We start from the raw sequence: 23364 nt of genomic DNA, 5'->3' as shown, positions 1-23364 counted from the left end.
GCCATGCCACGGCATGACCGGCCGGCTACCTGTGCTTACTTCGCCGCGGCGCAGAGCTTTTCGCGGCTCGTCGACATCGCAGCCTTGGCCGAGAAGCCGTAAGGTTCGATGATCTTGGCGAATTCGCCCGATTCCTTCAGCTTCTTCAGCTCGACGTCGAAGGCGTCGCGCAGCGCGACGTCCTGCTTGCGGAAGGCGGCGCCATCGCAATAGACCGGCGCATTGACCACGGGGGCGACGGTTTCGAGGTTCGGATCGTTCGCCTTGGCCATCAGGTCGTGGATCGACAGAACCGGCAGCGAATAGACGTCGATGCGGCCGTCCTGCAGCATCTTGATGCCGCTCTGGCCATCCGGAACGACGATGACGCGGTCGCGCGGCACGCCGGCCTCAAGCGCCAGCTTCTCCTCGGTGCCGCCGCCCGGCGCGCCGATCTTGGCATCCGGATTGTCGGCGATGTCCTTGTAGCTCGTGAGCTTCAGCGGGTTACCCTTCTTGAGCGCGAAAGCTTCGGCGTCGCAGAGGATCGGTTCGGAATAGGCGACGGCATTGCAACGCTCGGGCTTCATGAACAGGCCGGCGGTGATCGCGTCATGGCGGCCGGCCTGCAGGCCGGGGATCATCGCGCCGTATTCGGAGATAGACGCGACCACTTCCTTGACGCCCAGCTTTTCGAAGATCGCGCGCGCCACGTCGGGGGCGGCGCCCGAAACCTTGCCATCGGCGCCGACGGCCGTGAACGGCGGCTCGTTGGCGATGGCGATACGGGCAAAGCCCTGTTCCTTCAGCTGTTCGAGCTTGTCATCGGCAGCCGATGCCGGGCCGGTGGCGGCCATCAGCAGCACCGACAGGCTGGCGGCGGTCAAAAGATATCCTGCTTTCATCGTTCCCAACTCCTCTGATTTTCCTTTGAGTTTGTTCTTGCGGGCAATGTCTGAGGTCAGACGCGGTGCCCCGCCGCAATGATCTTGCGCAGGAAGGTCTGCGTCCTCTCCTGCGTCGGATTGCGAAAGATGTCGGCCGGCTTGCCTTCCTCGACGATCTTGCCGCGATCGAAGAACAGCACACGGTCGGCGAAATCATGGGCGAAGCCCATCTCGTGGGTAACGAGAAGCATGGTCATGTCGGTCTCGGAGGCAAGCCGCCGCATGACGTTCAGCACCTCTTCGACGAGTTCCGGGTCGAGCGCCGAGGTCACCTCGTCAAACAGCATGATCTTCGGCGACAGCGCCAGTGCCCGGGCGATGGCGACACGCTGCTTCTGCCCGCCGGACAGTTGTGCCGGGACGCTCTTGGCCTTGTCGGCCAAGCCGACCATCTCCAGAAGCTCCATCGCCCGCTTTTCGGCCTCGGGCCGCTTGATGCCCTTGGTCAGCATCGGCGCCAGCGTCACATTGTCGAGCACGCATTTATGCGGGAACAGGTTGAAGTGCTGAAAGACCATGCCGATCTTTTCGCGCATGCGGTGCAGATGCCGTTCATCGGCCGGCACCAGGCCGCTGCTACCAGGCATGTGATAGAGTTGGTCGCCGTCGACCTCGATATGGCCGCCGCTGATCGTCTCCAGTGTCATCAGAATGCGCAGGATCGTCGTCTTGCCGGAGCCGGACGGCCCGATCAGCGCCAGCTTCTCGCCCGGCATGACATTCATCGACAGGCCGTCGAGCACGGTCAGCGGACCGTATCTCTTGACGATGTTGTCGATGCGGATGATGGGCGAAGGCATTCATGTCTCTCCCTGTTGAGACAAGCAATGCCCTAACGATGACGGCGCATCGAAATCATGTCAATTCGTAAAATAATATCATGACAATTATTCTAAGCCTGCCCAAACACAGGGCACTGGCATCAAATTGCAAGCAGCAATTCCTCAGGATTTCCCTGCGCCAGGGAGGCGACGATCCCGAGCCCGGTCCGCAACTCGCTTTCCGTCGTCGACCCAAGCGAAATGCGCACCGCCGGCGTCCAGCCCTGATCGCCGGTGCGGAAGGATTTGCCGGGAGCGATCGCCACACCGTGCAGCCGCGCCTGCGACACGAAACCGTCCTCGGTATGATTGCCGGAGAGCGGCAGCCATACGTGCAGGCTTTGCGGGTGGGATCGGTAGGTGAGCCCGGCCAGCATCTCCGCCGCGATCGCATGCCGGCTTAAAAGGGCGCGGCGCTGCCAGTTGACCAGTTCCATCGCCGTGCCGTCGCTGACCCAGCGGGTGGCAATCTCGGCCATCGCCGGCGTTGCCATCCAGTTGGAGACCAGATGCCGGTTGGCGACGGCGGCGACATAGCGGTCGGGCGCCGTGAGATAGCCGATCCGCAAGCCGGGAACGGTGATCTTGGTGAAGCTGGTGACGTAGAGCGTGCGCTCAGGCGCGAATGCCGCCATCGGCGGCGCGCGGTCCTCGACCATTGGGCCGAGAATATCGTTTTCAATGATGGCTATGTCGTGTTTGGCGGCCACCGTGGCAAGCGCCTGCCGGCGTTTCGCGCTCATCAGCGCCGCCATCGGATTGATCACCGAGGGCTGCAGGAAGATGGCCCGGATCGGCCCCGTCCGGCAGGCCTCATCCAGCGCCTCGGGGATCATGCCTTCCTCGTCGATGGCGATCCCCTCGAGATGCAGGCCGAGATAGGTGGAGAGCGGCACCAGCGTATGGTGGCTGATCGCTTCGGTCGCCACCGTCGAGCCGGGCGGCGCAACGCTCATCAGCGCCACCGTCATGCCCGATGTCGCACCGTTGGTGACGCTGACGTTCAGCGGCGATACCTCCAGCCCGCAGCGCGCCAGCCATTCGGTGGCAACAGTGCGGTGGCGCGGAAATATCATGTTCGGCCGGAACGAAAGCGCCGAACTGGAGGGCAGGTTTTCCGAAAGCCAGCCGAAGGCCTGGCGCAGCCTGTCGAGATGGATCTGCTCGCAGACCGGCTTCAGGATCGAAAGATCGATCAGCTCTCCCAGCCGTTCCGGCAGATAGGGTGGCTCCGGCTCGCGCGGCCGCGTCTGCACGAAGCTGCCGCGACCGATCTCGCCGGAGATCAGCCCCCGGCGGCTGAGTTCCTCATAGGCGCGGCTCACCGTCTGCACGGAAAGATGCAGATCATCAGCCAGCTTGCGATGCGGCGGCAATTGCGCGCCGTCGGAAAGCTTGCCGTCGGTAATCGCGCTGGCAATCTGCTCGGCGAGCGAGAGGTAGGCCGGCCGGCGAAGTTGCGAGGGATCGGGACGCCACTTTGTCATGATTTTAACACTGCTCAAAATCAGTTCAATTGACAATGCCATAATACGCTTCCATTGTCGTTTCGCAGCGTTTGAAATGATTTCTTTCTAAAGAAAGCCCTATGAAGCTCGACGCCATCGACCTGCGTATTCTCGACGCCGTCCAGCGCGACGGCCGCATTACCAAGCTGGCGCTGGCCGAAAAGGCCGGCCTGTCGCCGACGCCGTGCTGGATGCGGCTGCGCAAGCTCGAAAAGGCTGGGATCATCATTGGCTACCACGCACGCGTCGCGCCGCGGCGCATTGCGCCGGTCGCCAGCGTGATGATGGAAGTGACGCTTGCCAACCATCGCCAGGCGGATTTCGAGCGCTTCGAGCGCGCCGTCACCGCCATTCCCGAGATCGTCGCCTGCTGGTCGGTCGGCGGCGGCCTCGATTACATCCTGAAGATCATCGCCGCCGATATCGACGCCTATCAGCGGCTGGTCGACGGACTTCTCGACCGCGAACTCGGCATCGACCGCTACTTCACCTACATCGTCACCAAGGTGGTGAAGGAGGAAACGGTGCTTCCGGTTTCGTCCTTCGTCGCCGACGGCGAGGAACACACGGCGCCGTAGACAATCTCTCTACGAGTGCGCCGCCCTTTAGACCATCTCTCTCTTTCCGCATCCGCCAACAGACAATCTCTCGTCCGTTTCCGTGGAAGACTTGGCTCATCCGCAACGAGGAGATTGGACATGACCGCCGTTTTTGCCCGCCCCGCCTTTCATGACGCGCTGTCGCAGCTTGCCGACCGTCACCTCCTGCGCGATCTCGCCTATGTCGGCGGCCGCTGGATCGCCGGCGCGGCGGGAAAGAGCTTCGGGGTCACGGATCCGGCCTCTTCAGCGACGCTGGCCTGGGTCGCGAGCCTCGGCGCGGAAGAAACGGAAACCGCGATCGACGCGGCGTCGGAGGCCTTCTCCGCCTGGCGCGCCATGCTGCCGCAGCACCGGGCAGCGATCCTGCGCAAATGGCATGAGCTGATGCTCGCCGCCAGGGAGGATCTCGCACTGATCATGACGCTCGAACAGGGCAAACCGCAGGCGGAATCGCGCGGCGAGATCGATTACGCCGCCTCCTTCATCGAATGGTACGCCGAGGAAGGCAAACGGCTGAATGCCGAGAGCGTCACCAGCCATCTGCCCGGCGCGGAAATGCTCGTGCGGCGGGAGGCGCTCGGCGTCGTCGGCGTGGTTACGCCCTGGAATTTCCCCTCTGCCATGCTCACCCGAAAGGCCGCCGCCGCGCTTGCGGCAGGCTGCACGGTCGTCGCCCATCCCTCTTCCGAGACGCCGCTTTCCGCCCTTGCCCTTGCCGAACTCGGCGAAAGGGCCGGCATTCCCGCCGGCGTCTTCAACATCGTCACCGGCCATGCCGCAACGATCGTCGGACGGATGTGCAGCGATAGCCGCCTGCGCGCCATGAGCTTCACCGGTTCCACCGAGGTGGGCCGCTTGATCGCCGCCCAATGCGCGCCGACCATGAAGCGGCTGGTCATGGAACTCGGTGGCCACGCGCCGCTGATCATCTTCGACGACACCGAGGTCGAAAAGGCGGTCGAGATCGCCGTCAACGCCAAGTTTGCCACCTCAGGCCAGGATTGCCTCGCCGCCAACCGCATCTTCGTCCAGCGGCGGATCGCCGATGCTTTTGCCAAGGCTTTTGCCGCCCGCATCGCCGAGCTCAAGGTCGGGACGGGCTTCGAGGATGGCGTCGACATCGGGCCGCTGATGCATGAACGCGCCGTCGCCAAGGTCGAGGAACATGTTTCCGACGCACTGGCGCGCGGCGCGCGGCTCGTCACCGGCGGCAAGCGCCACAAGGCCGGCCGGCTCTTCTATGAGCCGACGCTGCTGACGGACGTGGCTGAAGATGCGCTGATCATGCGCGAGGAGACCTTCGGACCAGTTGCGGCTGTTGCCAGCTTCGACACCGAAGAAGAGGTAATCGCCCGCGCCAACGATAGCGAATACGGCCTCGTCGCCTATGTCGTCACCGAAAACGGCGCCCGGCAGATGCGCCTCGGCCGCGCGCTGGAATACGGCATGGTGGCGGTCAACCGCGTCAAGATTACCGGCGGCCCAATTCCCTTCGGCGGCTGGAAACAGTCAGGCCTCGGCCGCGAGGGTTCGCGCCATGGGCTCGAGGCCTTCACCGAGCTCAAATATCTCTGCATCGACACAGCCGCCTGACCCCATTCAAGTCAGCCCATTTCAAGAAAGAGGATAGGACATGCTCGACAGAAGCAACGAACTCACCGCCTGGGACCGCGATCACTTCTTCCATCCCTCGACCCATATGGGCATGCATGCCCGCGGCGATACTCCGACCCGCGTCATCGCCGGCGGCGAAGGCGTCTACATTACCGACACGACAGGCCGCAAAAGCCTCGACGCCTTTGCCGGCCTCTATTGCGTCAATGTCGGATACGGCCGCCAGAAGATCGCCGAGGCGATCGCCGAGCAAGCAAAGAACCTCGCCTATTACCATGCTTATGTCGGCCACGGCACCGAGGCCTCGATTACGCTTTCGAAGATGATCATCGACCGTGCGCCTGATGGTATGTCGAGGGTCTATTTCGGGCTTTCCGGCTCTGATGCCAACGAGACCAACATCAAGCTGATCTGGTATTACAACAATATCCTCGGCCGTCCGGAGAAGAAGAAGATCATTTCGCGCTGGCGCGGTTATCACGGCTCCGGCGTCATGACCGGCAGCTTGACCGGTCTTGCGCTCTTCCACAACGCCTTCGACCTGCCGCGCGCGCCGGTGCTGCATACCGAAGCACCCTATTATTTCCGCCGGCCCGACCGCTCCATGGACGAGGAGCAGTTCTCGCAATATTGCGCCGACAGGCTGGAGGAGATGATCCTCGCCGAAGGCCCGGAAACGGTTGCCGCCTTCATTGGCGAACCCATCCTCGGCACCGGCGGCATCGTACCGCCGCCGAAGGACTACTGGCAGAAAATCCAGGCCGTGCTCGACAAATATGACATCCTGCTCGTTGCCGACGAAGTCGTCACCGGCTTCGGCCGTCTCGGCACGATGTTCGGCTCGGATCACTACGGCATGAAGCCGGACCTGATCACCATCGCCAAGGGCCTGACCTCGGCCTATGCTCCGCTTTCCGGCTCGATCGTCTCCGACAAAATGTGGCAAGTGCTTGTGCAGGGCTCCGACCAGATGGGGGCGATCGGCCACGGCTGGACCTATTCTGCCCATCCGATCTGCGCTGCCGCGGGTATTGCCAATCTCGAACTGATCGACGAACTCGGCATCGTCGAGAATGCCGGCGCGACCGGCGGCTATTTCCGCTCAGAATTGGCAAAAGCGGTCGGCAGCCACCGAAACGTCGGCGAAGTCCGCGGTGACGGGCTGATGGCGGCAATCGAATTTGTCGAGGATAGGGACGACCGCAAATTCTTCGATCCCGGCCGCAAGATCGGGCCGCAGGTGGCATCCGCCCTTCTCGAACGCGGCGTCATCGGCCGTGCCATGCCGCAGGGGGATATCCTCGGCTTCGCCCCGCCGCTCTGCCTGACGCGCGAAGAGGCCGACATCGTCGTCAAGGCGGCGTCAGCGACGATCGAAACCGTCTTCAACGGCATCTGAGGGAGAAGAGCGGCATGACGATCCCGGAAAAGATGGCGGCCGTATTGCTCACCGGTCACGGCGGATTGGACAAGCTCGTCTACCGCAGCGACGTGACGGTGCCGGCGCCCGCAGACGGCGAAGTGCTGATCCGCGTCACCGCCTGCGGCATGAACAATACCGATGTGTGGGTGCGCGAGGGCGCCTATGGCACCGAGGACGACCCGGCCGCCGTCTCCAGCTGGCGCCGGCAGGGCAATACGCTGACCTTCCCTCGCATTCAGGGCACCGATACGGTTGGCCATATCGTCGCCGTCGGTGCCGGGGTCGACCCGGCGCGGATCGGCGAGCGTATCATGGTCGACTTCTCGATCTATAATCGCGACGACGACAGCCTCGCCGACATCGACTACATGGGCCACGGGCGGGATGGCGGCTATGCCGAATATATGGCGCTGCCGGCCGAAAATGCCCATGTCGTCGCAACCGATCTGACCGACGTCGAGCTCGCCACCTTCTGCTGCGCCTATCTGACCGGCGAGCGCATGCTGGAACGGGCGCGGCTTGTCGCCGGCGAACGCGTCCTCGTCACCGGCGCCTCGGGCGGCGTCGGCTCGGCGATCATCCAGCTCGCGCGTGCCCGCGGCGCCATCCCGATTGCTGTCACGGGTCCGGGCAAGGAGGCGGCGATGCTCGAGATCGGCGCCGAAGCGGTCGTCACCCGTGGCAAGGGCGATCTGGTCGAAGCCGTCCATTCGGCAAGCCGTGGCCAGCCGATCGATGTCGTCGCCGATCTGGTCGGCGGCCCGCTGTTCAACGACCTCCTGAAAATCCTGCGCCCGGAAGGCCGCTACACCACGGCCGGCGCCATCGCCGGCCCGGTGGTTCAACTCGATCTCAGGACCATGTATCTGAAGCAGCTGGAATTGCACGGATCGAGCCAGGGAAGCCGCGCCGATTTCCGCCGGCTTATCGGCTATATCGAAAACCGGAAGATCCGGCCTCTCGTCGGCGGCGTCTATCCGCTGTCGGAATTCCACCGTGCCCAGACGGATTTCATGGCGAAGAATTTCGTCGGCAAATTGGTCGTGGTTCCCGACAAGAAATAAGCGGGGTCTCCGATCACGCCTCAGCGAACCTTATCGGTTTTGCGGCGTTTCACGGCCATGGACACGGGCAAAACGACATACCTCACCCCTGCCGAACTCGGGCGAATTCGGCGCGCTGTCGGCATAGCCCGTCTGATGGATACGGCGGTTCGATTGCCCTTCATCGGCGTGCGGATCGGTGCGGACTCGGTCCTTGGCCTCATCCCGGCCGTCGGCGATATTGCCGGATCGCTGATCGGTCTTTTCATCATCGATGAGGCAAGGCGGCTTGGCCTTCCCACCCACAAGCTCGCCCGCATGGCCGCCAATCTCGGCGTCGACGCCGCCTGCGGCACGGTTCCACTGATCGGCGATCTCTTCGACGTCTATTTCAAGTCTCACCGCCGCAACGTCGGCATCATCCTCGACCATTTCGGCGTTAACGAAGACGAGCTTAATCGCCGATTTTGACGAAGCCGATTCCCCCGGGACCGGATCACCTCGGAGCGACCTTCCCTGCCAGAAACGCCAGAGCCGCGGCGCCGACGAGGCCCGAGCTCTGATCCAATGCCGCCAGCATCACCCTGACGTCCTTGAATGCCGGCATTGCCCATTGCCTGATGTAGGCCTGAATGCCCGGTTGCAGCCGATCGAACTCGTGGGAGAGCCCTCCTCCCATGACGATGATATCGGGACTGAAGATATGGATCAGGCTGGTGAAGCCGCGGCCGAGAATCTCGGCTTCCTCGTCGACCAGTTGATTTGCCAGACGATCGCCATTTCTGGCCGCCGCGAAAACGCTGCGGCTGTCGATGGCGCCGCCATCGCTGCCTATCGTCGTCCCGCGGCTTTCCATCGCCCTCAATTGGGCGCGCCGCGCAAAAGCCGGTCCGGAGCCGTAGGCCTCGAAACAGCCCCTGTTGCCGCAAGGGCAAAGGTCGCCGTTCGGCACGACCGACATGTGACCGACATGGGCTGCCATGCCCTTGCGGCCGCGCAGCACGTGACCGTCCGAGATAACGCCGCCGCCGATACCGGTGCTCACCGTGACGTAGACGAGGTTATCAAGTCCCTTGCCGATACCAAACTGCCACTCGCCGATCGCCGCGGCAATCGCATCGTTCTCGAGATCGACCGGAAAGGAAAACCGCTTCTGCAACTCCGCCTTCAGCGGAAAATCGACGAAGCCCGGAAGGGTCGGGATATCAGTTGCGACACCGGCGACGGTGTCGAGCGGGCCTGGGGCGGATACGCCGACGCCCACTACCGAAGCAGGATTCGATGCTGCAAGCAATCGATCGACGAGGCCGCAAATCTGGGAGAGCACCCGGTCGGGGCCGGCCAGCGCATCCGTTGGTTCGGCGAATCGCGTCAGGATCCTGCCCTGCTCGTCGACAAGGGCTGCGCGCACCTGCGTTCCGCCGAGGTCTATACCAATGGCAACCTGCTGCATATGAAGACCAAGAGTTAGAGGGCCCGGATCCACGCCATCCGCTCGTCGAGCGACGGTGCATTGAAAGCCAGGGAACCGAGAACGACCGTTTCCGCACCCGATTGGCGCAGCAGAGGCACAGTGTGCTCGCGAATGCCGCCGTCGGCCGCAAGCACAATCCGATGAGCCGCACCGCAGCCGGCGATGATCCGCTTTGCCTGTTGAAGCCGGGCGCCGGCCTTTTCGTCGAGGCCCTGGCCTTTCACGCCGATCGCCGTGCCAAGCAGCGTCACAAACCGCAGCCGGGACGCGTATTTCGCGATCCGCTCGACGGGGGTATCGAGCTTGAGGACCATGCCGGCCGCCAGGCCGCGGCGATCGAGAAGATCGAGAGCCTGGTCGGCGACGCTTTCGTTTTCGACATGAAGACTGATCAGGTCGCTGCCGGCATCGGCAAACTGCTCGATCTGCGACAGGATGATGCTGTCGGCAACCATCAAGTGAACATGGATCGGACGCGTGGAAACCTTGCGCACGCCGGCCACAAGATCGGGGAAAAACAAAATTGCCGGCGCGAAATGACCATCGGCAACATCGATGTGTAGGATGTCGACGCAAGGATCGACACGCCCGAGATCATCCGCGAGATGCATGAGATCGGCCGACCAGACGGAGAATTCGGCGATCAGTCGATCCCTGGGAAGATCGGCGACCCAGGTCTTGGAGGGGGTAGGCATTGTCTCAAAGCTCCTTCAGAAAATTGCCGACAGCAAGCCGAAAGTCGGCGACATATTGCGGACGGCTCTCAGCTTTCGGCGTGATCTGCACGAAACGCGCGCCGGCAATCCGTTCGGCGAGAGCACGCGCGTGGCCAAGAGGATGAATGCTGTCCCGATCATGGCCGATGACGAGCGTCGGCAGGGTAAGATTGCAAATGTCCGCGTCGGTCACGCCAGGGCCGTCGTTGGAAATCCTGGTCAGCAGTTCGGCGGTCACGCCCAACGGCGTGCGGGAGAAAAACCCGGCAAGCGAGGCCAGATTGTCCGGCGCCTCGGCGGCGAGCCGCCGCCCTACCGGTCCGGCGAGGAATGCCTGCCCTGCCTCAATCGCCGGCAGAGTTTTCAGAAGCCGCCCGACCTCGGCATTGGGCGCCATGTTTTCCGGCGCCGATGCACTCAGCCAAGCCGGTCTTGCCACGATCAGCGCCTTGACGAGATCGGGGCGCTTGACGGCGAGACGCAAGGCGATCGCGGCCCCCATCGAGATACCGCCGATCACAACCGGCGCTGCAAGGTTCTTCTCGTTATAAGCGGCAATATCATCGCAGAAGGTCGAAATCGACAGTTGCTCGAGGTTGCCGACCCCGGAACGGCCGTGGCCGCGGGCTTCGACCGTAATGCGGCGAAAACCGGTTTCGAGCGGAAAGACTTCGTCGGTCTGCGCCGCGTCTCCGCAGAGGCCATGCTGGAATATTGCCGACGCACCCTCGCCCGCCATATCGACGTTGAGAATGGTTCCGTCGCTGGTTTCGAACGGTTGAGCCCGTCTCATCGGACTGCCCCCGCCGGTTTGCCGTCGAGGGCATGTTTCAGGAAAGCCGCCGCACCGGCCGCTTCTGCCGCCGAAAGTCCGTGGGTGACGAGACTGCCGGAAAAGCCAATGGATTTGAGGCGGCCGAGATAATGCGCGTAGTCGAGCACGCCCTTGCCGGCGGTCGCGAAACTGCCGTCGGGATTGCGGTCTTTTGCATGCGCCATGACGATCCGATCGGCCAGAAGATCGATCGCGGCAGACACGATGCTGCGCTGTTCATCCCGCGTCGCAACCTCGAAAAGGTTGGCCGGATCGAGCACGATCCTGATACGCGGGCTCTGCAGTGCGGTGATCAGCCGATAGGCTTTCTCAGCCGAGTTGACGACATTGGCAAGCTCGGGCTCGATGCCGAGATCCACATTGTAGCGCTCGGCGAGCTCGACGGCTGCGCCCATGGCGTCGAGGAGATCACGCCAGGCTTCCGGCGTGTCATTGTCGGCATGCGCCTTCCACTGGTCAATGGGGTCGCGTGTGCCGGTGCAGAGCGTGATCAGGCCTGTCGACATGCCGGCGCAGCGCTCCGCCAGCGTCGCCAAATTGCGAAGGCTGGCCGCGCGAACGGAAGGATCGGGATGGATCATGTTGAACGTGCCGGAAACGGCGACGATCTCGACGCCGCTACTGCGCGCCGCCTCAGTGACCGCCCGCGCCTGGGCTTCCGTTATCGTCTCCGGCATCGGCTGCAAACCCGAGCAGGCCATATTGTATTGCGCACAGGTGAACCCGGCCTGGGCAACCGAATTGAGAACGGTCGCGGGTTCCGTTCCCTCGAAGGTCTTTGCGAAAATGCCGAGCTTCATCACACGCCACCCGTGACGTCAGCCAGTGCAACCGCCTTGCCGCTTTCGACGGACCGCGCGATGGCGACCATGGCCCGCACGGAGGCCAAGCCATCTTCGATGTCGGCCCCTTCCATGACCGCGCCATCCAGAACGGTGCGGGCAAAGCCTTCGACCTGGCGGCGGTAGAAATGGCCGTCCGCACCGAGTACGCGATGGGTGGCGCCGTCGGCTTCCCGGAAAATGTCGACCTCGCTGGTCTTGTAGTACCACGGGTTATAGGTCTTGCCCAAAATGCTGCCGTTCCTGCCGTAGATCTGGAAGCCCTCGTGCCAGTCCATACGCACCTGGACGGTGAGATCGAGATGGCCGATCGTGCCGGAGGCAAATTCCACGTCGACGAACCAGCACCAGATACCGGCGCGCTCGGACAGACGAGCGGCGACGGAAACGATGTCGCCGGCAAGATAACGTGCCGTGTCGATCAGGTGGCAGCCATGCGCAAGCATGTAGTAGCGGCGCAGATCGGCTTTCGGATTGGTGGACGGTTTGCGCGCATTGGCACTGGTGACGATCAGGGGCTGGACCGCATCGGTCATCGGATAACGGTGCGTGCTGTCGCAATACCATGCTTTCAGAGCAACCATCTCGCCCATTTCATCGCGAATGAAGGATTTGGCCGACTGCAGCCCGGCGTCGAAACGCTTCATATGCCCGACTTGAAACACCCTACCCGACCTGTCGACTTCAGCCTTCAGTTCAAGGCATTCCTCAATGGTGACTCCGACAGGTTTCTCACACAGGACATGTTTCCCGGCCTGCAGCGCGCGAATGGACGCCGGCACATGAAAGGCATCGGCGGTCGCGATGACCACGGCATCGAGGTCGGGATCAGCCAGCATCTTGTCGTAGTCATCATAGGTCTTGCCGGCCCCATGGGTGATTGCCATGCGTTCGCGCAGGTCCGCGGCGACATCGCAAATCGCATAGAGATCGGCATTCGCCGCCTTGGTGCAGCTCTCGAAGTGCGCGGCCTGCGCAATCTGGCCTGCTCCGAGTACGCCGATGCGGAGGCGCCGTTCCTGTTTTGCTGGCATCGATAAGCCCTCTGGGTCGAATATTGAAACATGAACGCTGATTTTGGCGTCGAATGGAGTCGAGACATCAAACGCCGAAGACCTATTCCGGCCGGCCGAGCGACCATCAGCCCCGCCCGGCCCTCTCTCGTCAGTTCAAAGCCATGTGCGTTTGCGGGTGGAAAAAGTGCAGTTTCGCCGGGTCGATTGCCAGATTGATCGTTTGGCCCGTCTCGACGGCGCTGACGGCTTCGAACCTCGCGACGGCGTTGGCGGCCCCGCTCAGGTCTTCGACGGCATCGGGATCGCCCGAGTCGATCCGGACGGCGTCGATCTTTAAATGTACGATCAACTCGGAGCCAAGCTCCTCGATCGACTTCACGACAACCGGGATCGTTGGATAGGAGGCTCCGGACGGCAACCGGCTGTCGTAGAGGTCCTCCGGCCTGACCCCAAAGATCAGGGCCTTACCCTCGAAGGCGGAAAGACCGGGAGCGCGCTCGAAGGCGCCTTCGAACAAGGGGATGGAGAAACCCGGCAGATGGATCCGCCCGCGCTCCAGACGCCCTTCGAAAAGGTTCATAGACGGCGAGCCGATAAAGCCCGCGACGAACGCGTTGACCGGGCGGTGATACAGAGCCTTGGGTGTATCCACCTGCTGGAGCACGCCGCCCTTCAGCACGGCGACGCGATCGCCCATCGTCAGCGCTTCGGTCTGGTCGTGCGTCACGTAGATCGTCGTCACGCCCAATTGTCTCTGCAGGCTTGCGATCTCCGCCCGCATCTGGACACGCAGCTTCGCATCGAGGTTCGAGAGCGGTTCGTCCATGAGGAATGCCGCGGGCTCGCGAACCATGGCGCGGCCCATCGCAACACGCTGGCGCTGGCCGCCGGAAAGCTGGGCGGGCTTGTTACCTAGCAAGGTTTCCAGCTGCAGGATCTTGGCGATTTCATGCACGCGCTTGGCGCGCTCGGCCTTGCTCTTTCCCGCCAGCTTCATCGAAAAGGCGATGTTGTCGAATACGGTCATGTGCGGATAAAGCGCGTAGCTCTGAAAGACCATGGCGATGTCCCGGTCCTTGGGCGCGAGATCTTCGACATCCTGGCCGCCGATGCTCAAGGTTCCGCTGCTGATTTCCTCGAGCCCGGCAATCATCCGCAGGGCGGTCGATTTTCCGCATCCGGATGGACCGACCAGAATGAGAAACTCGCCATCGCGGATCGTCAGGCTCAGATCCTTGATGGCATGGTAGCTGTTTCCATAGGTCTTGCAGATCTTGTCGAGTACAACCACAGCCACGTCTCGTCCTCCCTTATCAGTCCGGACCACACTTTCAGACGGCGCTCCCCGCGTCTCCGATCCTTCGACAAGAAGGCTCAGGCCTGAAGTTGAAAGTCAACAAAAGAATCAAAATAAATCCGCAACAAGCCGTCGGCATATTTTTATCATCTATTTGAAATAGATACGTTTTATGCGGAAAATTGCGGAACAATATTTTTTAACGCGCGTAATTTTATGGTGGCGCAGCAGTTGAAGGATCTTTCGACGTCTTTCCATTGCGGACCTGCCGCGTGGGGCCGCCGGATCGATCGAGGATGCCGACAGATCTTTCAGCGCAATGGTCAACAGGCCGGGATCGGGAGCGGCACGGGTGCATTTTCCGCCGCCATCCATGCCAGGCACGTCCGGTTATCCGGCAGACCCATGCGCCCGCCCCGTGCCGTCACGGAAATGGCGGCCGCCGCCGTGGCATAGGCGACGCAATCAAGCGGGCTCTTTCCCTCGGCAAGCGCAAGAGCGTATGCGCCGTGAAAACAATCGCCGGCGCCGGTCGTGTCGACTGCCTGAACTTTATAGGCCGGCAAATGCCAGCGGATGGCGTCGTCCTTCTGGCGCAGGTAGGTCCCGCATTCGCCATCGGTCAGGACAACCGCGGACCGATCTCCCGACCAGAGCTTCTCCAGAATGGTCGCTGGATCGCCTTCACCGGTGTATTCCCTGGCAAAGGCGAGCGGCAGCACCAGATGGTCGGCGAAGGCGAGGATCCGATCCGTCGCCGGACCGACCGTCCATTCGATATCAGCAATCACGGCAAGGCCAAGCACGCGCGCCCGCGCCACGACCCTTTCCGAATGCGTGGCATAACCATCTATCAGCAGGACCGGAGCCCGCATCAAGACCTCGTCGGGCAGCCCATCCGACGTGCCGTGCAGCACATCGTCGTCATAGGCTATGAACCGGTCGCCGTCAGGGCCGACCATGATTACGGAACGGATCGGCGCCGCATCGGCGTGGCGGGGCGCCAGCGATATGTCGACACCGTCACGCTCGAGCTCGGCACCGGCCAGATCGGTCGCAGGGTCATCGCCGAGCCAGCCGATGAAACTGGCGCGCCCGCCGAGCCGGGCGACGGCAACAAGAGCCGTCGCCACGTTGCCGCCGTGGTCCATGGCGCGCTTCGTCACCTTCCCCTTGCCGGCCGAAAGCGCCCGATCGACATAGATGATGTCATCGATTGCCAGGGCGCCGAAGCCCAGAACCTGGAGCGGGCGCGCCACGTCTCAAGCACCGGCAGCCGCCAGCGCATCCTCCGGCGCCATCCCCTTATGAATGACGAACTTGAAGGCGCGCGCGGCCATGGTGGTATCGCCGTGACCCCAGAGGTTGCGGCCGACAACGGCACCCTTGGCACCGGCACGCAATGCTTCCGAGGTCTGGACGAGTGCTTCAAGGAGCGTATCGGTCTTCGGGCCGCCGGCGATCACGACCGGAATTGGGCAGGTCGCCACGGTCTCCCGGAACGATTGGAAATCGCCGGTGTAGCCGACCTTGATCACGTCGACGCCGGCCTCGAAGCCGATGCGCACCGCATAAGCAATCTCATCCGGGGTAAACACGATCTTGCCGCCGTCGGAGAAATCGCGGGGATAGACATGGGCGACGACCGGCATCTCGAAGCGGGCGGCCGCGTTGACCGTATCCGTGAGCCAACGGATGTACTCTCCTTCGGTGGCGCCGCGCACGGGAATGGCAACAGCCAGAGCGTCCGCACCATAACGCACCGCGTCTTCCGGGGTCGCAATGAGCTGGCGAATCCGGTCGTCGGCGGTGAAGCACCCACCCTGAATGACGAGGGCTGCTTTCCCGGCGTAATCCGACCAGAGGTGGCGCGCCGCGCCAGGCTGAATGCTGATGTAGTCGGGGCCTCCCGCCATCACCCGTCGCAGCGCACCCGGCAGGTCGGCAAGTCCACCCTCCCTGACATTGCCATAACCGACAAAATGATCGACCGCGCCTCCAAACAAATGACCCGATGGGTTCGAGAACAGGCGTGCGAGGCGGATTTTGGTTCCGAGACCCATGTCGATGCTTCCTTTGTGATGGCTGGCTTTGCGATTGCCGGCGCCGTTGTTGAAAAGCTAACTCGAAAACAAACAAATACTCAATATTTCGAATTCTTTCGTTTCCACTTGAAGAGCGAATTTTTGACGTGCATTTCGCCCATTCAGAGGCTATTTTTTCAGATGCAAGCCGCCGGATGATGCGGAGTGCTTTCGTTTTTCAAAAGCCGCGCCATTGCGATGGGCCGCGACGGTCGGGATCACACATGCTTGCAGAACAGCGGCGGCAGCAGATCATGCTGGAACTTCAACGGGTCGGTCAGGCCCGCACTCGGCAGCTCGCGGAATTCTTCGAGGTCTCGGAAGTGACGATCCGCTCCGACCTCGAAATCATGGATGCGAAGAAGCAGTTGATCAAAACGCATGGCGGGGCAATCGCCTTGCCGTCCGACTCACCGGCGGCAGCCTTCCAGGAGCGCATGCAGCGCAATTTCGATGCGAAGCGGCGCATTGCCCAGATGGCGGCGCGGCAGATCATCGACAACCAGTCGATTGTATTCGACAGCGGTTCGACACTGCTGCAGGTGGCCATGCAGATGCCCCCGGTCAACAATGTCGTGGTTGCGACGACGGCGATGAACATCGCCCAGCATCTGATGTACCGACCGGGACTGGACGTGCACATGATCGGCGGCCGGGTGTTTCCGAGCACCGTCAGCACGATCGTATCGGACTCCGACAAGGCGGTCGGCGGCCTCGTCGCCCACCAGGCCTTTGTCAGCGCTCACGCGATCGATCAGGCTTTCGACGTCGTCGATGTTTCCGAGGACATTGCGCGGACCAAACGCAACCTGGTTCGCATGGCCCGGCGCGTCGTGCTCGTGGCGGATTCGAGCAAGTTCGACATCGGCGCCTCCTCCAAAGCCTTCTCGCTGTCGCGCGTCGATCTGATCATCACCGACAGCAACATGCCGCACAGCATTCGCCACCGACTGGACAAGCTCGGCGTGGAGGTGCGCTACGCGTGACCTGCAGTCGACCTCTCCACTTCAAAACAGAGCCGGCAGAGCTACTGGCGCGCCTCAAAGGCTTTGGCCGGTGCCGGGGGACCGCGGTCGGCTAAAACCCCAGCCGGCGAAGCGTCTCGCGGTTGACGCGAACGGCTGTGGCAGGATCGGATCCGGCGTGATCCGATTCTTCCTCCACCACAATCCAACCGTTGAACTGCGGCGCCTCCCGAACGGCCGAAATCACGGAAGGCACATTGCAGACACCTTCGCCGAGCATCGCCCAGATCCCGTCGGCGTCGACATCTTTCAGATGCACGTAGCGGATGCGGTCCCGGTAGGTCGCCAGCGTGTCGTCCATCTCCTGACGGCCACGCAGGATATGACCGGTATCCGGCACCCAACCGACCCATGGATCCAGCAGAGCAAACAGGCGGTCATAGTCGTTGCGGGTGAAGAGCAGCGTGTTGTGGTGCGAGGAAGGGTGGACGGCTACAGCGACGCCGGCCGAGCGTCCGATCTCGGCCGCCCGATTATAGCACTCCGCCGCAATGGCGAATTTCTCGTCACGCGGGCCATCCGAAACGGCGGTGGCCGAGCCCATCGACACCATCGCGCCAGGAAAATTCGCCACGAAATCCACCCATCGCCGCGCCGTCTCCAGATCGGAGGCAGTTTTTTCCGCCACCGTGAATCCGCTGTCCGAGCCGAAGGCAAAGGAAACCAGCGTCAAACCGGCATCCGCGAGCGTCCGGGCAAAGTCGGCAGGCTTCAGCGCGTAGTGACCGATCATCGTGTCGGTGATTTCGAGACCGGCATATCCGCCATCGGCGATGGCGTGCACCAGATCATCCGGTCCGCCGCTCCACCCCTTGCCCAGCATTTCCCAGGTGAATGTCTGGCAGCCAATCTTCAGCGCAGCATTGTTCATAACTTGGTCCTGACCTATTCGTTGGTGACAGCCGATATCGAAGCCGGAACCGGCGCGAGGCCACATTGCGGGCGTCTGCCGCCCACCTGCCGAAAACATCCTTCAAGGACGCGGTCGCGACCCTGAGCGGAGAGTTCGTCATCGGCTATTGCGACGCCTCCCAACGTCTTGTCATTTCGTAAGTGAAAATGTTAGCGTGCGTCAATATAATTTATTCCTCGCGCGTCCAACGTAACAAATCCCCAACTCTCCGAGCACGGAACGGCAAGGTCAGGTTCTTAGATGGCACAGGCCAATGATATGAAACTGAGGATCGGCGTTGTCGGATGCGGCAGCATTTCGCTCGCCTATATGCGCAACGCGCCACTGTTTCGCGGCGTCGAAATTACCGCCTGTGCGGATATCAACGTGGACGCCGCCAAACGCCGCGCAGCCGAATTCAACCTACGGGCGGCCGATGTCGATGATCTCATTGACGACAAGAACATCGACCTGATCCTCAACCTGACGATTCCGGCTGCGCATTTCGATGTCTCCATGCGGGCGCTGTCGGCGGGCAAACATGTCTTCACCGAGAAGCCGCTCGGCGTCACGGCCGCGGAAGGCCGCCGGTTGGTGAACGCGGCCACCGAAAAGGGTCTCATGCTCGGTTCGGCGCCCGACACGTTCCTGGGGGCGGCCGGACGTCATGCCCGGCGGCAGATGGAGGCAGGCGCCATCGGCAAGCCGGTAACGGGAACAGCCTTCATGATGGGGCGGGGCATGGAGCACTGGCACCCGGACCCCAGCTTCTACTACCAGGCCGGCGCCGGGCCGGTCATGGACATGGGCCCCTATTATCTGACGATGATGGTCAATCTGATGGGGCCGATCCGCCGCGTGCAGGCCGTCGCCACAAGCGGGCAGGAAGAGCGGCTCATTACCGCTGAGGGCCCGAAGCAGGGCACCACATTCAAGGTCGGCACGCCGACCAGCGTGCTTTCGCTGCTGGAATTTGAATGCGGCGCCACAGTCACCTTCGCCACCTCCTGGGACGTATTCCGCCACTCCAACCAGCCGATTGAGCTGCACGGCACCGAAGGTTCGCTGCGCCTGCCCGACCCGGACAATTTCGGCGGCCGCGTCGCCCTGTCCACCCGCGGCGCGCCCTGGCAGGAAACCGATACATCAGGCGATCTCTTCGGAGCCGTCAACTGGCCGGTCGCAGCGCCGGACCGCGCCAACTACCGCATGCTTGGTCTTGCCGATCTCGCACGCGCCATCATCGAGGGCCGCGCGCCGCGCGCTTCGGGCGAGCTCGCGCTGCATGTGCTCGAGGTCATGGAAGCCATCCTTCGCGCTGGTGAATCCGGTGCCGGCCAGACCATCGCGGGGACCGTCGCCCAGCCAAGGGAATTGCGGGAAGACGAGGCAAGGAGCTTGCTGGCATGACACAACTGGATGAATCGGCAAGACTTGCACTTGCATGGCCGGGCGATCCGCAAGAGCCTGTGGAAAGCTGCACGCCGGCGCTGGCACGGCAGCAATATCTCGACAGTTTCGCAGACATCCAGTGGCCGCTCGAAGACGTGGCGGAGACACTGGAAAGGCATGCCGGCGCAACCAGGTTGAAGATATGGCGCGGCCGTAGCGCGCCGCGCCAGGGAGCGCCCGCCCTGCTTTATCTCCATGGCGGCGGATTTGTGATCGGCGCACCGGAAACCCATGAGGACATCTGCCGGAGCCTCGCCAATATGGCCGGCGCCGTCGTGGTTTCGCCCGACTATCGCCTCGCCCCGGAACATCCCTTTCCGGCAGCGATCGAAGACTGCGCAGCAACGCTCGTCTGGATGACGGATCAGGCCGATGCGCTCGGCATCGATCCGGCGCGGATTGTCGTCGCCGGCGATAGCGCCGGCGGAAATCTCGCCGCCGTCATCGCTCTTCTCTCGCGCGACGGACAGGTGCCGGCCCTCATCGGCCAGGTGCTGATCTATCCGGTGACCGACCAGTTGCAGACAACCGACAGCTACTTGCGTTACGCAGAGGGTTTCGGCCTGACGGCCGCGGCGATGAGATGGTTCCGCGACCATTATCTGCCGGAGCCCGCAAGCGGGCCCGACTGGCGCGCCTCGCCGCTGCGGGCGGAGTCGCTGGCCGGCGTGGCACCGGCGCTGGTGATCCTTGCCGGCCACGACGTGTTGTTCGAGGAAGGGGCCCTCTATGCCGAACGGCTCAGCTCGGAAGCCCAGGCGACAAGCCGGACATGGCCCGGTCAGATCCATGGCTTCGTCTCGAAGCAGCGGGCCATTCCGGAGGCGCAGGAGGCCCTCGAAGCCATTGCAACGGCATGGCGCGTCATGGACCCTGCGCTGGCGCGTTGAGCCTAACCCACGATGATCTCAGGCCGAGTCGCGCATCACCAAGGTCGCTTCCAGGATCACGCTGTTTGTCGAAGGGGTCGTACCCTCGTCCTCGCTTTCGATGTGAGCCAGCAAAAGCTCCACGGATTTCGCAGCGATCTCCGGCGCGTTCTGGGCCATCGTCGTCAGGGACGGACAGGTATATCGGCTCAGCGGGTGGTCGTCGTGCCCGGCGATGCGCACATCGCAGGCGCTGTTGCGGCCTATTTTCAGGCCGGACGCGAATGCAGCCGCCATCGCGCCAAAAGCGAACCGGTCGTTGGCGCAGAGCAGGGTCTTGCCCGGAAGGCCGCCGCGCGCAAGAATTCGCTGCATCTGCTCGTATCCGAGACGCTCGAACTCCCAGGAAGGCGGTGCGTCGCAATCGATGACCAGCGGGGAATGCCCTTCCCTTGCCATGGTCGCGCGGTAACTCGCCTGCCGCTCGCCAGCATTTTCCGTTAAATGCGGAATTTCCAGGAATATCGGTGGCTCACCAGACCGGCAAAGATACTGGACAATGGCGGCCATGCTTTGGGCGTTGTCGTTGCCGACATAAGGAAGATCGCCGCTGGCAGGATTGTCGAAGCAGACGACGGGAATTCCATCTTTTAATCTTTCCAGCGCGGAACGGCGCGAACCGGCCCCGAGCGGCGCCACGATCGCGCCCGCGACCTTCAGCGACAGCAAGGTCCGCACCGCCTCCGCCTCCAGTTCCGGCCGCGTGTGCGAGGAAATCTGGACGGGCCAGAATCCCTTGTCGCGCAGCTCGAGCTCGATCAGAGATACGACCTGCACATAAAAAGGATCCGACATGGTCGGGACCAGGATCCCGATATTCCTGGTCCGCTTGCGATTGAGATGCCGCGCAAAAAGATTCGGCTCGAAATTCGACTTCTTGAGAGCCGCCTCGATGCGTTTGCGGGTCACCTCCTTGATCTGCGAGGGATCATCAAAATATTTCGACAAGGTCGGACGCGATACGCCGGAGGCGGTCGCGAAGTCATCCATCGATTTATAACTCTTCTTGGCCATTCAGTTCCTTACCGGCAGGACGACGCGCTGGATCGAAATAAGACCGCACCAACGGCAACGCCGCCGACGCGCAATCACGCATTCGAGCAAGTTGTACAGGGCGATCTCGATATCTGGAATTGCTGAAAATCACCGGCAGGCGGGCTTGATCCGTCATTTTCGGTGCGGATCTCGGCTCCCTTTCGAAAAACGAAATATTCGCCTCCATCTGCCTTGTGCGCCATTCGCGCCGCGCTTGCGCAAAGGCCCTTGTTTCAAGCCCTACTTGGAAAATTTGCAGGGAAGACGTGGGGTGCGCGGCCTTTCGGTTCATTGGGCAAACTTTCATTTGTTTACGAAAGTAAAGAAAAAATGCATCACAAGCAACACAAATGCTGCGAAAAAATCTCAAAGAGAAACCCAAATATTATGGTTATTTATCAGCAATTTAGCTTGGATCGTGTTGCCTGCGGAGACGACTCCTTTTTTCCGATTCGCAGTTCTTCATTGACATACGGGTGCCTCACGGAACCTACTTTACCTACGGTCTTGAGGAGGATCGATAACTGAATCTATGGGAGGCACAGATGAATATCAGAAAGTTCGGCGTGACAATGCGGGCTGCCGTCGCTGTGTGGGCGCTATGCGCTACATCGGCGTTTGCCGACACCACCATCGAATTCATTCAATGGTGGGAACCGGAAATGCCCTCCGGTGCGCTCCGCGGCATCATGAACGATTTCGAAGCGGCAAATCCCGGTATCAAGGTGACCCTGGTCAGCGGTCCCTATGCCACGACGCGCGACCAGATCGTCGTCGGCGCCGCCTCCGGGACCCTCAGCGACGTCGTCGGCCTTGATGGCGCCTGGGTCAACGGGCTGGCCAAGCAGGGTGCAATCGCCTCCATGGACGAACTGATGGAGAAGGCGAAATACGACAAGAGCCAGATCACCGATATCGTCAAGGTCGACGGCAAGAGCGTGATGTTCCCGCTGGCATCCTTCGTCTACCCGGTCTTTGTCAACCTCGATATCGCCAAGGCATCGGGCGTCGACAAGCTGCCGACGACGCGCACCGAATTCGCCGAAGCCGCAAAAAAGATGACCGACGGCTCGAAGAACCAATATGGCTGGGTTTTGCCGCTATCGCTGCAGTCTCCGAGCGGAATCCAGAACGACGTGATGTCCTGGGTCTGGGCCTCCGGCTCCTCGATGCTGAAGGACGGCAAGCCTGACCTCGAAAATGACGCCGTCGTCGGCACGCTCGACTATCTCACTTCCCTCAACAAGGAAGGCGTTATTTCTCCCGGCATTTTTGCCAAGAAGGAACAGGACAAGGTCGAGGAATTCGTCAACGGCCGTGTCGGCATGATGGTCGATTCCCTCGCCCATGTGAACCTCATCCGCGAACGCAATCCGAAGCTCAAGTTCGACATCTCAGCCTTGCCGGCCACCGACGGCTACACCGGCAAACGCGGCATGCCCTATGCATCCTGGGGCATCGGCATCAGCGAGGGCAGCAAGCACAAGGAGGAAGCCTGGAAACTTGTGGAATATCTGATGAGCCCAGACGTCAACGGCCGCTTGGTGTCGATTGCCAACGCCTTCCCCGGCAACGTCCATGCCAAACCGGACTTCGTGGCATCGGACCCGATCTTCGCCGAAGCTTTCAAAATTTTCCAGAGCGGCTATCCTGCCAATGAATTCGTCGGCCTTCCTGTGGCCGAAGAGCTGATGCGCGACATGAATGTCGAAGTTCAGAAGATGTTCGACGGTGGCCAGTCGGCCAAGGACGCGGCTGCCAATACCGAGAAGGCTTGGCTCGCCAAGTTCTAAGCGCGTCGCCTTCACGAGATCACCGGTAGCGCGACCT

General features: G+C 62.1%; 22 protein-coding genes. 9 read left to right on the top strand and 13 right to left on the bottom strand.

The window, feature by feature from the left end; translation table 11 throughout:
* Positions 1-35 precede the first annotated feature (35 nt).
* From ehuB to RLEG4DRAFT_RS06225, 3 genes are all read right to left on the bottom strand, one after another.
* Positions 36-884 (bottom strand): ectoine/hydroxyectoine ABC transporter substrate-binding protein EhuB, encoded by an 849-nt coding sequence (gene ehuB, locus RLEG4DRAFT_RS06235; protein WP_003576147.1) that lies wholly within the window; start codon positions 882-884, stop codon positions 36-38.
* Between the two features lie 56 nt (positions 885-940).
* A complete protein-coding gene (ehuA, locus tag RLEG4DRAFT_RS06230; protein ID WP_003576146.1) occupies positions 941-1726 on the bottom strand; it encodes an ectoine/hydroxyectoine ABC transporter ATP-binding protein EhuA in 786 nt (261 codons plus the stop codon).
* Positions 1727-1848: 122 nt separating this feature from the next.
* Positions 1849-3234 carry a PLP-dependent aminotransferase family protein gene (locus tag RLEG4DRAFT_RS06225; RefSeq protein ID WP_051040896.1) on the bottom strand — a complete coding sequence of 462 codons (1386 nt, stop codon included), beginning with the start codon at positions 3232-3234 and terminating at the stop codon, positions 1849-1851.
* A 101-nt stretch (positions 3235-3335) separates the two neighbouring features.
* Between RLEG4DRAFT_RS06225 and RLEG4DRAFT_RS06220 the strand changes: the two genes are divergently transcribed.
* The 5 genes from RLEG4DRAFT_RS06220 (at position 3336) to RLEG4DRAFT_RS06200 (ending at position 8408) form a co-directional block, all read left to right on the top strand.
* Complete coding sequence (locus tag RLEG4DRAFT_RS06220) at positions 3336-3833, top strand: Lrp/AsnC family transcriptional regulator (RefSeq protein ID WP_003576142.1); 498 nt, start codon at positions 3336-3338, stop codon at positions 3831-3833.
* Positions 3834-3953: 120 nt separating this feature from the next.
* Positions 3954-5450: an NAD-dependent succinate-semialdehyde dehydrogenase gene (locus RLEG4DRAFT_RS06215; RefSeq protein ID WP_003576141.1), complete on the top strand. Its 1497-nt coding sequence runs from the start codon at positions 3954-3956 to the stop codon at positions 5448-5450.
* A 40-nt stretch (positions 5451-5490) separates the two neighbouring features.
* Positions 5491-6870, top strand: coding sequence for an aspartate aminotransferase family protein (locus RLEG4DRAFT_RS06210; RefSeq protein WP_003576139.1), 1380 nt, complete (start codon positions 5491-5493; stop codon positions 6868-6870).
* Between the two features lie 14 nt (positions 6871-6884).
* Positions 6885-7958: an alcohol dehydrogenase family protein gene (locus tag RLEG4DRAFT_RS06205; RefSeq protein ID WP_003576138.1), complete on the top strand. Its 1074-nt coding sequence runs from the start codon at positions 6885-6887 to the stop codon at positions 7956-7958.
* Positions 7959-8015: 57 nt separating this feature from the next.
* Complete coding sequence (locus RLEG4DRAFT_RS06200; RefSeq protein ID WP_003576136.1) at positions 8016-8408, top strand: DUF4112 domain-containing protein; 393 nt, start codon at positions 8016-8018, stop codon at positions 8406-8408.
* Positions 8409-8433: 25 nt separating this feature from the next.
* Here the strand turns inward: RLEG4DRAFT_RS06200 and RLEG4DRAFT_RS06195 are convergent, their stop codons facing one another.
* The 8 genes from RLEG4DRAFT_RS06195 to RLEG4DRAFT_RS06160 form a co-directional block, all read right to left on the bottom strand.
* Complete coding sequence (locus tag RLEG4DRAFT_RS06195; protein WP_003576134.1) at positions 8434-9390, bottom strand: ROK family protein; 957 nt, start codon at positions 9388-9390, stop codon at positions 8434-8436.
* Between the two features lie 14 nt (positions 9391-9404).
* Positions 9405-10106, bottom strand: coding sequence for a ribulose-phosphate 3-epimerase (locus RLEG4DRAFT_RS06190; protein WP_003576132.1), 702 nt, complete (start codon positions 10104-10106; stop codon positions 9405-9407).
* A 4-nt stretch (positions 10107-10110) separates the two neighbouring features.
* Complete coding sequence (locus tag RLEG4DRAFT_RS06185; protein WP_003576131.1) at positions 10111-10920, bottom strand: alpha/beta fold hydrolase; 810 nt, start codon at positions 10918-10920, stop codon at positions 10111-10113.
* Positions 10917-11762, bottom strand: coding sequence for a sugar phosphate isomerase/epimerase family protein (locus RLEG4DRAFT_RS06180; protein ID WP_003576130.1), 846 nt, complete (start codon positions 11760-11762; stop codon positions 10917-10919). Before RLEG4DRAFT_RS06180 ends, RLEG4DRAFT_RS06185 begins: the two co-directional genes overlap by 4 nt.
* Positions 11762-12838, bottom strand: a complete 1077-nt coding sequence (locus RLEG4DRAFT_RS06175; protein ID WP_003576128.1) for a Gfo/Idh/MocA family protein — start codon at positions 12836-12838, stop codon at positions 11762-11764. The genes RLEG4DRAFT_RS06180 and RLEG4DRAFT_RS06175 overlap by 1 nt, the downstream gene beginning before the upstream one ends.
* 130 nt (positions 12839-12968) lie before the next feature.
* The gene (locus tag RLEG4DRAFT_RS06170) at positions 12969-14117 is read right to left on the bottom strand and encodes an ABC transporter ATP-binding protein (protein ID WP_003576127.1); all 1149 of its coding nucleotides are present in this window, start codon (positions 14115-14117) and stop codon (positions 12969-12971) included.
* A 323-nt stretch (positions 14118-14440) separates the two neighbouring features.
* Complete coding sequence (locus tag RLEG4DRAFT_RS06165; protein ID WP_003576124.1) at positions 14441-15376, bottom strand: PfkB family carbohydrate kinase; 936 nt, start codon at positions 15374-15376, stop codon at positions 14441-14443.
* A 3-nt stretch (positions 15377-15379) separates the two neighbouring features.
* Positions 15380-16180, bottom strand: a complete 801-nt coding sequence (locus RLEG4DRAFT_RS06160) for a class I fructose-bisphosphate aldolase (protein ID WP_003576122.1) — start codon at positions 16178-16180, stop codon at positions 15380-15382.
* A gap of 245 nt (positions 16181-16425) precedes the next feature.
* On the opposite strand from RLEG4DRAFT_RS06160, the gene RLEG4DRAFT_RS06155 reads away from it, so the two are divergent.
* Entirely contained in the window at positions 16426-17187 is a 762-nt protein-coding gene (locus RLEG4DRAFT_RS06155; RefSeq protein ID WP_003576120.1) for a DeoR/GlpR family DNA-binding transcription regulator, read from the top strand.
* Between the two features lie 91 nt (positions 17188-17278).
* Here the strand turns inward: RLEG4DRAFT_RS06155 and RLEG4DRAFT_RS06150 are convergent, their stop codons facing one another.
* The gene (locus tag RLEG4DRAFT_RS06150; protein WP_003576119.1) at positions 17279-18097 is read right to left on the bottom strand and encodes a sugar phosphate isomerase/epimerase family protein; all 819 of its coding nucleotides are present in this window, start codon (positions 18095-18097) and stop codon (positions 17279-17281) included.
* A gap of 282 nt (positions 18098-18379) precedes the next feature.
* Between RLEG4DRAFT_RS06150 and RLEG4DRAFT_RS06145 the strand changes: the two genes are divergently transcribed.
* Complete coding sequence (locus tag RLEG4DRAFT_RS06145) at positions 18380-19528, top strand: Gfo/Idh/MocA family protein (protein WP_003576117.1); 1149 nt, start codon at positions 18380-18382, stop codon at positions 19526-19528.
* A complete protein-coding gene (locus RLEG4DRAFT_RS06140) occupies positions 19525-20460 on the top strand; it encodes an alpha/beta hydrolase (protein WP_003576115.1) in 936 nt (311 codons plus the stop codon). The genes RLEG4DRAFT_RS06145 and RLEG4DRAFT_RS06140 overlap by 4 nt, the downstream gene beginning before the upstream one ends.
* 18 nt (positions 20461-20478) lie before the next feature.
* On the opposite strand, the gene RLEG4DRAFT_RS06135 is transcribed toward RLEG4DRAFT_RS06140, so the two are convergent.
* Positions 20479-21513 carry a LacI family DNA-binding transcriptional regulator gene (locus RLEG4DRAFT_RS06135; RefSeq protein WP_003576114.1) on the bottom strand — a complete coding sequence of 345 codons (1035 nt, stop codon included), beginning with the start codon at positions 21511-21513 and terminating at the stop codon, positions 20479-20481.
* 566 nt (positions 21514-22079) lie between these two features.
* Here RLEG4DRAFT_RS06135 and RLEG4DRAFT_RS06130 point away from each other — a divergent pair.
* Entirely contained in the window at positions 22080-23327 is a 1248-nt protein-coding gene (locus RLEG4DRAFT_RS06130; protein ID WP_003576113.1) for an ABC transporter substrate-binding protein, read from the top strand.
* Positions 23328-23364: the final 37 nt, after the last annotated feature.

The sequence above is a fragment of the Rhizobium leguminosarum bv. trifolii WSM2297 genome, from assembly GCF_000271845.1.
The sequence above is the reverse complement of the archived record's forward strand: the minus strand, read 5'-3'. Positions and strand labels throughout refer to the sequence as shown.